Genomic DNA, 12,252 nt, shown 5'->3' with positions numbered 1-12,252 from the left:
AGTCAGACATCTGATGTAACGATTGATATCCAAAGAATTGGGTAGATTAGTAAGAGGTTTTGTAACCGTTTTATTTTTTTAGGAGGGATTAATATGACACAGGCTTTTAAGCGCGTTCATTTAATCGTTATGGATTCGGTAGGAATTGGAGAAGCTCCAGATGCAGAAGCATATAACGACAAGGGTTCTCATACACTTGGACACATTGCAGAAAAGATGAATGGTCTAACGATGCCTAATATGGCGAAATTAGGCTTATCTAATATAGAAGAAATTCAAGGTATCGATAAAGCAGAAAAACCGATGGCTTACTATACAAAGATGGAAGAAGCATCTGTTGGCAAGGATACAATGACAGGTCACTGGGAATTAATGGGTTTACATATTGACACACCTTTCCAAGTGTACCCAGAAGGTTTCCCAGAAGAGCTAGTGAAAAAGATTGAAGAGGCTACTGGACGAAAAGTAATCGGTAATAAGCCAGCAAGTGGAACAGCTATTTTAGACGAGTTAGGTCCTGAACATATGGAAACGGGAAATCTAATTGTCTATACATCAGCAGATCCAGTTCTACAAATTGCCGCTCACGAGGAGATTATCCCATTAGAAGAGTTATACAAAATTTGTGAAACTGTGAGAGAAATGACAAAAGAAGCACCATACATGGTTGGTAGAATTATTGCTCGTCCATTCTTAGGACAGCCTGGGGACTTTAAGAGAACATCGAATCGCCATGACTATGCACTAAAACCGTTTGAACGAACAGTCATGAATGATCTTAAGGATGCGCAAAAAGATGTAATCGCTATTGGAAAGATTTCTGATATATACGATGGGGAAGGTGTGACAGAATCTGTTCGCACGAAGTCGAATATGGATGGTATGGATCAATTAGTGAACGTGTTAGACAAAGAATTCACAGGATTAAGCTTCTTAAATCTTGTGGACTTTGACGCAACATTTGGACACCGACGCGATCCAATAGGGTACGGAAAAGCATTGGAAGAGTTTGATGCAAGATTACCAGAAGTATTTGAGAAACTTCAAGATGATGACTTACTAATCATCACAGCTGACCATGGTAATGACCCAGTTCATCCAGGTACAGACCACACGAGAGAATATGTTCCTCTGTTGGTGTATTCTAAGAAGTTCGTAGAAGGAAAAGAGCTTCCACTTCGCAAAACGTTTGCTGACGTAGGAGCAACAATCGCGGACAACTTTGGCATTGCCCTACCAAAGCATGGAACTAGTTTTTTGAATGAGATCAAGTAAGGGAGAGGTAAAAATGAATATTCAAGCAATTAATGAAGCAGCTACTTTTATAAAAGGTCGTTTAGAATCAACTCCAACAATTGGACTAATCTTAGGTTCAGGCCTAGGTGTACTAGCAGATGAAATTGAAAACCCAGTGGTAATTCCATATAGTGAAGTACCACATTTTCCAACTTCCACTGTACAAGGACATGCAGGACAACTAGTTATTGGACAACTTTCAGGTAAAACAGTCATTGCTATGCAAGGACGTTTCCATTTCTATGAAGGATACTCCATGCAACAAGTAACATTCCCCGTTCGCGTGATGAAAGAGCTAGGAATTGAAACAATGTTTGTGACAAATGCAGCTGGTGGAATCAACACAGACTTTAAACCAGGTGATCTAATGATTATCTCTGATCACATTAACAATATGGGTACTAACCCGCTTATCGGTAAGAATGAAGAGCAATTAGGACCTCGTTTCCCAGATCTTTCTGAAGCATACTGTAAAAACCTTCGTGCACTAGCGAAAAAAGTTGCGAGTGACATTAACCTTTCTGTTCAAGAAGGAGTTTACATTGGTAATACAGGCCCAACATATGAGACACCTGCAGAAGTTCGTTATTTAAGAGTGATGGGTGGCGACGCGGTAGGTATGTCTACAGTACCGGAAGTAATAATCGCTCGTCACGCTGGTATTAAGGTGTTAGGTATTTCTTGTATCTCTAACATGGCAGCAGGAATCTTAGATCAACCGTTAACACACGATGAAGTAATGGAAACTACTGAGATGGTTCGAGAAAATTTCTTAACATACGTAAAATCATTAGTGAAAGCAATCTAAAAGGGATGGTGTTCTAAAATGAGAATGGTAGATATCATTCAAGCGAAACGTAATGGAAAAACATTAACAAAAGAAGAAATAAACTTTTTTGTAGAAGGTTATACAAATGGAACGATTCCAGATTATCAAGCATCTGCTCTATTAATGGCTGTATACTTTAAAGGAATGTCAGCGGAAGAAACAGCGACGTTAACAGAAGCAATGGTCGCATCAGGTGAAACGATTGATTTATCTGGTATTGAAGGACCGAAAGTAGATAAACACTCTACTGGAGGAGTAGGTGATAAAGTTACATTTATTGTGGGACCACTAGTAGCTTCAGCAGGAGTACCAGTTGCGAAAATGTCTGGTCGAGGTTTAGGACATACTGGTGGAACGTTAGATAAACTAGAAGCGATTGATGGTCTTGAAATCGAGATGAGCATTGATAAGTTTATTGAGCAAGTAAACAAAACTAAACTAGCTGTTGCTGGTCAAACAGGTAACTTAGCACCAGCCGATAAGAAGCTTTACGCTCTGCGTGATGTAACAGCTACAGTTGATTCTATTCCTTTAATTGCAGGTTCTATCATGAGTAAAAAACTTGCATCTGGAGCAAACAGTATCGTTCTTGATGTAAAAACAGGATCTGGTGCTTTCATGAAGTCTTTAGAAGATTCAGAAGCATTAGCAACGGAAATGGTGAACATCGGAAAACATTTAGGCAGAAATACCATTGCTGTTATTTCTGATATGAATCAACCATTAGGTTATGAAATTGGTAACGCTAATGAAATTAAAGAAGCAGTTGAAATCCTTCAAGGAAAAGATGTTACAGATCTTCGTGTTATTTCTTTAACCATTGCAGCACACATGATTGTCTTAGCAGGTAAGTACGATACGTTTGATGAAGCATATAAAGCTCTAGAAGGTAATATTGAAAATGGAAGTGCGTTCGAAATGCTTCGTCAAATGGTAATTGCACAAGGTGGAGATGTAAATCAAGTAGATGATTTAACAAAACTGCCACAAGCAAGCAATACAATTGAAGTAAAAGCACCATCTGCTGGATTTGTAACAGCGATCGATGCTGAGTCTGTTGGTATCGCAGCAATGTACTTAGGTGCAGGACGTGCGACAAAAGAAGACGACATCGACCATAGCGTTGGTATTACTCTTCTGAAAAAAGTAGGAGACGAAGTAGCAGAAGGCGAAACTTTTGCGTATCTTCTATCAAATACAGAAACTGCTGAAGATGCAGAAAAGAAATTACTTTCTGCCTACACATTCGGCACAGAAAAACCAGAGGAGCGTCCTCTAATTCATAAAATAATTAAATAAGTCAAAAAAAAACTGTCCAAAATTATATTTGGACAGTTTTTTTATGTACATATATGAATCAAGTATATTCCCTCTAAAATCTGTCAACAATGGAGCCATGTTGTAAGTTTAAGCGAAAGATGGAGGGGTTAAAAATGAAAAAATGGATTAGTAGTCTAATGGTAACAATATTAATGGCAAGTATAATCGCAACACCTGCATTTGCAAATGAGACTGGTGATCGTGCGAATAATGAAATATCACTAGCTAATGAAGCGAAGTCTGCCATCCTGTTAGAACGTGATACTGGAGAAGTTTTATACGAGAAAAATAGTCATGAGAAACTTCCACCTGCAAGTATGACAAAAATTATGACAATGATGTTGATCATGGAAGCATTAGATACCGAGAAAATACTGCCTACAGATAAAGTTCGTACAAGTGAATATGCTGCATCTATGGGTGGCTCTCAAATATTCTTAGAGCCAGGCGAGGAAATGACAGTAGAAGAAATGTTAAAAGGAATTGCGATTGGATCTGCAAACGATGCATCTGTTGCAATGGCTGAGCATTTGGCTGGTAGTGAAGAAGGCTTTGTACAAATGATGAATGAAAAAGTAAAAGAGTTAGGATTAAAAGATACACAATTTAAAAATCCTACAGGACTTCCAGCTGAAGGTCACTATAGTTCGGCATATGATATGGCGATGATGGGAAGAGAACTTCTTAAATATGAAGGAATCACTAAATTTACAGGTTCCTACGAGTCGTACTTAAGAGAAAATACGGAAAAGAAATTCTGGTTAGTAAATACAAATAAATTGGTACGTTTCTATCCAGGTGTAGATGGAATTAAAACAGGTTTTACAAACGAAGCGAAGTACTGTTTAACAGCTACTGCAAACAAAGGCAACATGAGAGTGATTGCATCTGTATTTGGAGCACCAACACCAAAAGTACGTAATGCGGAAGTAACAAAATTACTTGATTATGCTTTTGCGCAATATATGACACATCCATTATACAAAAAAGCGGATGTTTTAGGTGAAGCGAAAATTAGCAAGGGTAGCAAATCGTATGTAAATGCAGAAACAAGTGAGCCGATCTCTGTTCTTACGAAAAAAGGAGAAAAAGTAGATGGTGTAGAAGAAGAAGTGAAATTTGACACCAAACTGAAAGCTCCAGTGGAAAAAGGGCAACAAGTTGGGACGTTAACAGTAAAGCGTGATGGAAAAGTAGTTGTAGAAACACCTATCGTCGCATCTGAATCAATTGAAGCCGCTAGTTGGTGGAAGTTATTTAAAGATACGTTTGGTCAATTTTCTAAGACAGGAAAATAACGAACTTTGACGATTTTCAACTAGTTTTGTCGTCTAGCAGGAATTAGGCAAAATTGTCGAGAATTTGTGTCTATCCAAGTAAAAACGAGGAGGACACAATCAATGAGTCTTACAGTTGACTTAGATGTTCATGAACAAGTATTGTGCATACGTCTGGTTGGAGAGTTAGATCACCATACAGCCGAAACAGTCAAGAATCAAGTAATGGATGCAATGGAGTTATACGGTATTAAACATATCGTTCTAAATTTAGAGCAACTATCCTTTATGGATAGCTCTGGTTTAGGAGTCATTTTGGGGCGCTACAAACAATTAAAACAAATTCATGGTGAAATGGTCGTATGTGCCATTTCTCCAGCGGTCAAGCGTTTGTTTGATATGGCAGGGTTGTTTAAACTAATTCGATTCGAGCCATCTGAACAAGCTGCATTAAAAACGTTGGGGGTGGCATAACAATGAAAAATGAAATGAGTTTACAATTTAAAGCGCTAAGTCAAAATGAATCCTTTGCAAGGGTCACGGTTGCTGCATTTTTGACACAGTTAGATCCAACGATGGATGAACTAACGGAAATTAAAACAGTTGTATCCGAGGCAGTAACGAATTCCATTATTCATGGATATAACGACGATCCATCAGGAATTGTATACATTGATATGAAGATGGAAGATGGCATGGTAGACCTTGAAATTCGCGATGAAGGTCAAGGAATTATGGACGTAGAAGAAGCACGTCAACCACTATTTACTTCTAAGCCTGATATGGAGCGATCTGGAATGGGCTTTACTATTATGGAGAACTTCATGGATCAGATGGAAGTGATTTCACACCCAGGAACCGGCACCATTGTTCGCTTACGAAAGCACTTAACGAAAAGTACAGCAATGTGCAATTAAGGGGTCGTTAGAATGGATGTAGAGGTGAAACAACAAAAGGAACCCTATTTAAAAGACAATGAAGTAAAAGAGTTGATTTTTTCTGCTCAGCAAGGTGACCAGAGTGCAAGAGATGCAATCGTTGAAAAGAACATGAGGCTAGTTTGGTCCGTTGTTCAGCGTTTTATTAATAGGGGATATGAACCGGATGATTTGTTTCAAATTGGTTGTATCGGATTATTAAAATCAGTAGATAAATTTGATTTGTCTTATGATGTGAAATTCTCAACGTACGCTGTTCCGATGATTATCGGTGAGATCCAGCGTTTCATAAGAGACGATGGCACGTTAAAAGTAAGTCGTTCTTTAAAAGAGCTTGGGCACAAGATAAGACGTGCTAAAGAAGAACTTACGAAGTTACATGGGAAAGCTCCTACTGTAAATGAAATAGCCACTTTTTTAGATATTACAGCAGAAGATGTGGTGTTAGCACAAGAAGCTAGTAGAATGCCAACATCCATTCATGAAACTGTATATGAAAACGATGGCGACCCAATTACGTTACTAGACCAAATTGCGGAGAATGACTCTAAATGGTTCGAAAAAATTGCGTTAAAAGAAGCAATCCGTGACTTGGATGAAAGAGAACGGTTAATTGTTTACTTACGCTATTATAAAGACCAAACGCAATCAGAAGTTGCAGAGAGATTAGGTATATCGCAAGTTCAAGTATCCAGATTAGAAAAGAAGATTATTTCGCAAATGAAAGAAAAAATGGATGAATATATTGAATAAATGTAAAGCTGTTCAAAGTGAGGATTCTGCTACTTTGAACAGCTTTTTTTATTTTATTCATACAAATTTTCGGTACTTACGTGATCAGTATGAACTATACTTTTGCCTTAAACGCGTTTCTTATATTAGATAACTACTATTTTCTTATGATTATTAACTAGTGTATGGAATAAAGCTTTGCGTAAGTTTTTCATTCTTCCTTGTTTGATTAACAAGACTTTTGGGAAACGTATACGTAGTAGTTCATTAAAAAATAAAGGAGGTACAACATTGATTAGTATCATTATCGGCTTAATACTCTTAATGGTCTTAGCTTATTTTGGATGGTCCATTATCTGGATAGCACCTATAGTATCTGGGGTTGTAGCTTTATTAAGTGGACTAGATTTACTACCGACATATACAAATACATATATGGAGGGTTTTGTTGGATTTGCTAAGACATGGTTTCCTATATTTTTATTAGGTGCAATTTTTGGAAAACTAATGGAAGATACAGGGTCTGCTCAAGCTGTTGCACATCAAATTACGAAATTCATTGGGAAAAAGAGAGCAGTTTTAGGAGTTTTAGTTGCTTCTGCATTATTAACATATGGTGGCGTAAGTTTGTTTGTTGTCGTTTTTGCTATTTATCCTATCGCCATTTCCTTATTTAGAGAGGCAAACGTGTCAAGAAAGCTAATTCCACCCGTATTGGTTTTAGGTGCCTTTACGTTTACCATGACAGCATTACCTGGAACACCTCAAATCCAGAATCTAATACCGACAGATTACTTTGATACGAATGCAATGGCAGCACCCATTATTGGTATAGTGACAGGATTAATAATGGCAGTTGGGGGTTATTTCTGGCTAATGTTTAGTCAAAAGAGATTAACAAATAAGGGAGATGTATTTACAGAACCTGATCATGGAGAGGCAAAAGAAGAAGAGGAAGAAAAAGGTCTACCAAATTGGATAATATCTTTACTACCACTTGTGGTCGTTGTTGTAACGTTAAACGTTTTCAAACTTGACCCAATACCTTCTTTACTATTAGGGATCTTGTCCATTTTAATCATTTATATCAAGAAATTCCGTTCATTTGTGCCTTCCATAAATGAAGGAGCAAAGGGTTCTGTAATGGCTACTATTAACACTAGTGCAGCAGTAGGGTTTGGTGCAGTAGTTACCGCAGTACCGTCGTTTGATAATATAACGGAGATGATTTTAGGAGTGTCAAGTAACCCTTTGATAACCGAGGGGTTAACAGTTCAGATATTAGCTATGATAACAGGTTCAGCTTCAGGTGGGATGGGAATTGCTTTGGAGGCTTTAGGTTCCACCTATTATGATTTAGCTCAAGCTTCCGGAATAAGTACAGAAGCAATGCACAGAATAGCTTCTGTAGCGTCTGGAGCGTCCATTTTACCTCATAATGGAGCATTGCTAACTTTATTCGCTGTAACAGGGTTAACCCACAAAGATAGTTATAAAGATGTAGCGATGGTAGGGTTAGTTATCCCTTTTATAGCGCTAGTAGTCGGAGTAATATTAGCATCACTTGGGATTAATTAAGAGAGTTAAGGCATATTAATATATTGGTCATACCATTTTAAGGAGGAATATACGATGGAAAATAAAGGACAAGTAGTTGTAATCACAGGGTCTGCTCAAGGGATAGGCTTTGAGATCGGGAAGATTTTTGCAGAAGCTGGATCCAAAGTGGTGTTATCAGATATTAATGAAGAAGGCGTTCAAAAAGCAGCAGACGAGCTTAAGTCAGCTGGTCACGATGTTATCGGTTTAAAGGCAGATGTAACATCTGAAGAAGACATCAAAAATATGGTGGATAAAACTGTTGAGACTTATGGTCGACTAGATGTATTAATCAATAATGCAGGGCTTCAACATGTTTCTCCAATTGAAGAATTCCCAACAGATAAGTTTGAATTTATGATTAAGATTATGTTAACAGCTCCTTTCATAGCGACGAAACATGTTTTCCCAATCATGAAGAAGCAAAACTTCGGTCGTATCTTAAATGTTTCTTCTATTAATGGATTGATTGGATTCGCAGGAAAAGCTGCGTATAACAGTGCTAAGCATGGAGTAATTGGGTTAACTAAGGTGGCAGCTTTAGAAGGTGCTGAGCACGGTATTACTGTAAATGCACTATGTCCAGGTTATGTAGATACTCCACTTGTACGTAACCAAATGAAGGATTTAGCAAGTACTCGTGGCGTGGAATTAGAAAAGGTACTGGAACAAGTTATTTATCCTCTAGTACCACAAAAACGTTTACTACAAGTAAAAGAAATAGCGGACTATGCTCGCTTCTTAGCTAGTGAACAAGCTGGTGGCGTAACAGGACAAGCAGTCGTAATGGACGGGGGATATACAGCTCAGTAAATTGCTTTTGTTACAGTGGTATGTTACGCAGATTTTTCTTATGAGGCAGGACAAAAAAAGGTACATTCGAAAAACGAGTGTACCTTTTTTTCTTTGTATTTGAGTTAATCATAATGCAGAATTAATGCTGAAAAAACTAAATCCCTGTGCAGTCGCTTTCGGATTTAGTTCCATCCTAACTCTTTCTATAAATTCCCTTCCATATTTCCACCCTCGTCTCCTAATACTAAGACAGAATACTTGGTAAAGGAGGAAATTACGTGACTGACATCATTTATCTTCGTCTTCGAAATAGAGCTCAAGTAAAACCAAATGAAAAAGTAATACTTGGACATATGGCGCAAGTATTAGCCCCAGAAGAAATTAGAAATGACCTATTAAACCTTCCCGTTTACCAAGTAAAAGAAGAAGACAAAAATATTGTGATTATTGATGTGATGAAAGTCATTCAGTTCATACAAGCAAAACATCCAAATTTGGAAGTTCAAACTGTTGGTCCTCCGCAAACAATTATTGAAGTGGTCTATGAAAAAAAACATATGTCTATGCCATTGTTTGTTTTTGTATGGTTACTCCTGTTTGTAGGAGCAGCTTTAGCAATCATGAACTTTCATGAAGATGTTAGTATGCCAGAAGTACACCAAAAATTGTACACAGTACTAACCGGACAAGAAGTTGCTAAACCGCTATTATTCCAAATTCCTTACTCGTTTGGGTTAGGGCTAGGGATGATTCTTTTCTTTAATCATCTTTTTAGAAAAAGAATTAACGAAGAACCAAGTCCTTTAGAAGTAGAAATGTTTAATTATCAACAAGATTTAGACCAGTACGTAATAATGAATGAGAACAAGGAGAGTATGAGACACCTTGATGACAATTAATGTTCTTTTAATCATTTTAATTGCCTTTGCTGGAGGACTAGCGGTTGGTTCTGGCTTTGTAGCTGTGTTAACAGTCCTTGGAATTATTCCGAGACTAACACAACTGACAAAAACAATGAAGATGATTCATTATTACGAATGGTCTGTAGTATTTGGTGTTTTTTTAGGATGTTACTTTTCATTACAATTACCAAGTTTTCATTTATACCCTATATTACTTATGCCGTTAGGGTTATTAAATGGTATTTTCTTGGGGATGTTAGCGGCAGCTTTAACGGAGTCTCTTAATGTGCTTCCGATACTAGCGAAGAGAGTTGGTATTGCTGATAGAATTGTTTATTTACTAATGGCTCTAGTATTTGGAAAAATTATGGGCTCACTCTTTCATTGGATCTACTATGTGAGTTTGTGAAGAAGGGAGCGTTCCAGATGGAAAGAAAAAAGCGTGTCATTATTGTAACGGATGGAGATGAATATGCAAGAAAAGCTGTCGAATCGGTGGCGAAACAAATTGGGGGTAGATGTATTTCTGCATCTTCTGGCAATCCCTCTAAAATAACGGCACACGAGTTAATTCCGATGATTCTATCTGCTCCTTCTGAACCAGTTCTAGTTATGTTTGATGATAGTGGATTTATTGGGGAAGGGCCTGGAGAAAGTATCATGAAAGAGATTGTTGCTAACAAGCAAATCGAAGTAATTGGTGCAATTGCGGTTGCGGCAAAATCACGCAAATTAGAGTGGACACATGTCAATGTTTGTATAGACAGGGATGGAGAGTTAACGGCATATGGTGTAGATAAATTTGGAGTTCCTGAATTTGATATTGGAATTATGAATGGTGACACAGTTTATTCTCTAGATTCTATGGATATTCCTTTTATAGTTGGTATAGGAGACATTGGGAAAATATCTTTAAGGGATAGAGCGGAAAAAGGAGCCCCGCTAACAAGAAAAGCGGTGGAGCTTATTATGGAAAGGAGTGGAATGATAAATGGCGGAGACGAAGGAAAAACAACCTATTCCTAAGTCGCTAAATGCGATTGAAGAATATTTTAAAGAACGAGTAGGTTTAAAAAAGAGTTTTGACATTGGTGTAAGGAAACTTCAAGTAAATAAAAAGGGCGTGCAATTTTATTATATAAATGGTCTTACGGACACGAGCTTCTTAATTAAAATCACCGAAGAGTTAGTAGAAATAAATGATAATGAACCATATACTCCTCAACTATTTACGCTAGTAGAAAATCGTATTATACATCAATCCGTAGAGCGAATTAAATCGATTGATGAAATGGTAGATCAAGTACTTTCAGGACTTATTGTAATTGTAGTCGAGGGGGAACAAGAGGCGTTAGTTGTAGATGTCAGAAGTTACCCAGGTAGGTCTCCAGAAGAACCTGATACAGAAAAAGTAGTACGAGGATCGCGAGATGGGTTTGTAGAAAATATTATTGTTAATACAGCTTTAACTAGAAGAAGAATTAGAGATGAGAAATTGCGTTTTGAAATGTTTAAAGTGGGAGAACGCTCAAAGACCGACGTTTCTTTAGGATATATTGAGGATATAGCTGATCCTAAACTGGTAGCAACTATTAGAAAAGAGATCGAAGGAATTAAAATTGATGGGATTACAATGGCAGATAAAACAGTAGAGGAATTTTTAGTAAAACAGGGCTATAATCCTTATCCACTTGTTCGGTATACGGAACGAGCGGATGTTGCGGCCACTCATTTACTAGAAGGACATGTCATCATATATGTTGATACTTCTCCTAGTGTCATTATTACCCCTACAACGTATTTTCATCACGTTCAACACGCAGAAGAATACCGTCAATCTGCCTTTGTAGGAACATTTGTTAGATGGATTAGATTCCTTGGGATCATAACATCATTATTTCTGTTACCATTTTGGTTATTATTTGTTCAGGACCCATCCTTATTACCTGAAGAGATATCTTTTATTGGGCCAAACGACGTGTCCAATATACCGATTGTTTTACAGATTCTAATTGCTGACATAGGTATAGAGTTTTTAAGGATAGCCGCCATTCATACACCGACTCCTTTATCGACAGCTATGGGATTAGTTGCCGCGGTACTGATTGGTCAGATTGCCATTGATGTTGGGTTGTTTGTCCCAGAAATAATTCTTTACGTTTCAGCAGCAGCAATAGGTACATTCTCTACACCAAGCTACGAGTTAAGTGCAGCAAATAAAAGTGCCAGATTGTTCTTGGTAGTAGTTGTCGCCTTTTTTGGAGTACCAGGATTCATGATTGGTTGTACATTATTTATTATCATGCTAGCTCAAATTAAGTCACTTAATACTCCTTACCTATGGCCATTGCTTCCATTTCATCCGGCAGCATTTATGCAAATAATCATAAGACGTTCCGTACCAGGATCAAAAATAAGACCTAGCATCGTACATCCAAGGAATAAATTTAAACAGCCAAAGCAGTCTAGCACATAATTGCTCACAAATAGGAATTGTGGTACTATTACCACAACTATTTGGAAGTAACGACTGTAACGGTTTGTTTTCATTAGAAGACAGCTAA

General features: G+C 37.6%; 13 protein-coding genes. All 13 read left to right on the top strand.

The features are described 5' to 3' along the window. The first annotated feature begins 93 nt into the window (after nucleotides 1–93). The 13 genes from deoB (at nucleotide 94) to G8O30_RS07145 (ending at nucleotide 12,164) form a co-directional block, all read left to right on the top strand. Nucleotides 94–1,275, top strand: coding sequence for a phosphopentomutase (deoB, locus tag G8O30_RS07205; RefSeq protein ID WP_239674296.1), 1,182 nt, complete (start codon nucleotides 94–96; stop codon nucleotides 1,273–1,275). A 13-nt stretch (nucleotides 1,276–1,288) separates the two neighbouring features. Then, complete coding sequence (locus tag G8O30_RS07200) at nucleotides 1,289–2,104, top strand: purine-nucleoside phosphorylase (RefSeq protein WP_239674295.1); 816 nt, start codon at nucleotides 1,289–1,291, stop codon at nucleotides 2,102–2,104. A gap of 18 nt (nucleotides 2,105–2,122) precedes the next feature. After that, a complete protein-coding gene (locus G8O30_RS07195; RefSeq protein ID WP_239674294.1) occupies nucleotides 2,123–3,424 on the top strand; it encodes a pyrimidine-nucleoside phosphorylase in 1,302 nt (433 codons plus the stop codon). 134 nt (nucleotides 3,425–3,558) lie between these two features. Next, the gene (locus tag G8O30_RS07190) at nucleotides 3,559–4,743 is read left to right on the top strand and encodes a D-alanyl-D-alanine carboxypeptidase family protein (RefSeq protein ID WP_239674293.1); all 1,185 of its coding nucleotides are present in this window, start codon (nucleotides 3,559–3,561) and stop codon (nucleotides 4,741–4,743) included. Nucleotides 4,744–4,845: 102 nt separating this feature from the next. Then, nucleotides 4,846–5,196 (top strand): anti-sigma F factor antagonist, encoded by a 351-nt coding sequence (spoIIAA, locus tag G8O30_RS07185; protein WP_239674292.1) that lies wholly within the window; start codon nucleotides 4,846–4,848, stop codon nucleotides 5,194–5,196. Between the two features lie 2 nt (nucleotides 5,197–5,198). Beyond that, on the top strand, nucleotides 5,199–5,639 hold the full coding sequence (gene spoIIAB, locus G8O30_RS07180; protein WP_239674291.1) for an anti-sigma F factor: 441 nt from the start codon (nucleotides 5,199–5,201) through the stop codon (nucleotides 5,637–5,639). A 12-nt stretch (nucleotides 5,640–5,651) separates the two neighbouring features. Continuing rightward, a complete protein-coding gene (gene sigF, locus G8O30_RS07175) occupies nucleotides 5,652–6,413 on the top strand; it encodes an RNA polymerase sporulation sigma factor SigF (RefSeq protein ID WP_239674290.1) in 762 nt (253 codons plus the stop codon). Nucleotides 6,414–6,683: 270 nt separating this feature from the next. Next, nucleotides 6,684–7,970: a GntP family permease gene (locus G8O30_RS07170; RefSeq protein WP_239674289.1), complete on the top strand. Its 1,287-nt coding sequence runs from the start codon at nucleotides 6,684–6,686 to the stop codon at nucleotides 7,968–7,970. 54 nt (nucleotides 7,971–8,024) lie between these two features. After that, nucleotides 8,025–8,804 carry a 3-hydroxybutyrate dehydrogenase gene (locus G8O30_RS07165; RefSeq protein WP_239674288.1) on the top strand — a complete coding sequence of 260 codons (780 nt, stop codon included), beginning with the start codon at nucleotides 8,025–8,027 and terminating at the stop codon, nucleotides 8,802–8,804. A gap of 260 nt (nucleotides 8,805–9,064) precedes the next feature. Beyond that, nucleotides 9,065–9,685, top strand: coding sequence for a stage V sporulation protein AA (locus G8O30_RS07160; RefSeq protein WP_239674287.1), 621 nt, complete (start codon nucleotides 9,065–9,067; stop codon nucleotides 9,683–9,685). Further along, entirely contained in the window at nucleotides 9,675–10,097 is a 423-nt protein-coding gene (locus G8O30_RS07155; RefSeq protein ID WP_239674286.1) for a stage V sporulation protein AB, read from the top strand. Before G8O30_RS07160 ends, G8O30_RS07155 begins: the two co-directional genes overlap by 11 nt. Nucleotides 10,098–10,114: 17 nt before the next feature. After that, nucleotides 10,115–10,714: a stage V sporulation protein SpoVABEA gene (gene spoVAEA, locus G8O30_RS07150; RefSeq protein WP_239674285.1), complete on the top strand. Its 600-nt coding sequence runs from the start codon at nucleotides 10,115–10,117 to the stop codon at nucleotides 10,712–10,714. Then, nucleotides 10,680–12,164 carry a spore germination protein gene (locus G8O30_RS07145; protein ID WP_239674284.1) on the top strand — a complete coding sequence of 495 codons (1,485 nt, stop codon included), beginning with the start codon at nucleotides 10,680–10,682 and terminating at the stop codon, nucleotides 12,162–12,164. The genes spoVAEA and G8O30_RS07145 overlap by 35 nt, the downstream gene beginning before the upstream one ends. The last annotated feature ends 88 nt before the right edge of the window (nucleotides 12,165–12,252 follow it).

The sequence above is a fragment of the Mangrovibacillus cuniculi genome (assembly GCF_015482585.1).
GTDB lineage: Bacteria > Bacillota > Bacilli > Bacillales > R1DC41 > Mangrovibacillus > Mangrovibacillus cuniculi.
Note: the sequence above shows the minus strand (reverse complement) of the source record. Positions and strands in the feature narration are given on the sequence as shown.